The following is a 618-nucleotide window of genomic DNA, read 5'->3' on the forward strand; positions in this document are numbered from 1 at the left end:
TACTACGCCGACCTCCGCGTCGACCCGGCCCACCCGAACCGCCTCTACTCGCTGCACTCCTCGGCCCAGGTGAGCGACGACGGGGGGCGGACGTTCCGCACGATGGTGTCGTCCGGGATCCTCCACGGCGATGTCCACGAGCTCTGGATCGATCCCGGCGACGGCCGCCACATGATCATGGGCAACGACGGCGGCATCGGAATCACGTGGGACGGCGGGCAGAACTGGCGCTTCGTGGAAAACCTCACCCTGGCCCAGTTCTACCACATCTCCCTCGACGACGCCGTGCCGTTCAACGTCTACGGCGGCCTGCAGGACAACGGGTCGTGGTACGGTCCCACGGACGTCTGGGAGTCGAAGGGGATCCTCAACGCCCACTGGCGCCGGGTGGGCGGCGGCGACGGCTTCTCCGTCTTCGACGACCCCACCAGCGAGCGCTACGGCTACTCGATGTCCCAGGGGGGCAACCTGCAGGTCTTCGACCGCGCCACGGGCCGCCAGGTGGGGATCCAGCCGGTGCATCCCGGGGGCGTGCCGCTGCGGTTCAACTGGAACGCCGCGCTGAGCCTCGACCCCCTCGACCCCTCGGCCCTCTACCTGGGCAGCCAGTTCGTGCAC

At 69.1% G+C, this 618-nt stretch carries 1 protein-coding gene; it reads left to right on the plus strand.

Annotated elements, in window-relative coordinates; all coding sequences use genetic code 11:
* On the plus strand, positions 1–618 hold a 618-nt coding region (locus KDM41_18495; GenBank protein MCB1185414.1), incomplete at both ends, for a hypothetical protein.

The sequence above is a fragment of the bacterium genome (assembly GCA_020440705.1).
Taxonomy (GTDB): domain Bacteria; phylum Krumholzibacteriota; class Krumholzibacteriia; order LZORAL124-64-63; family LZORAL124-64-63; genus JAGRNP01.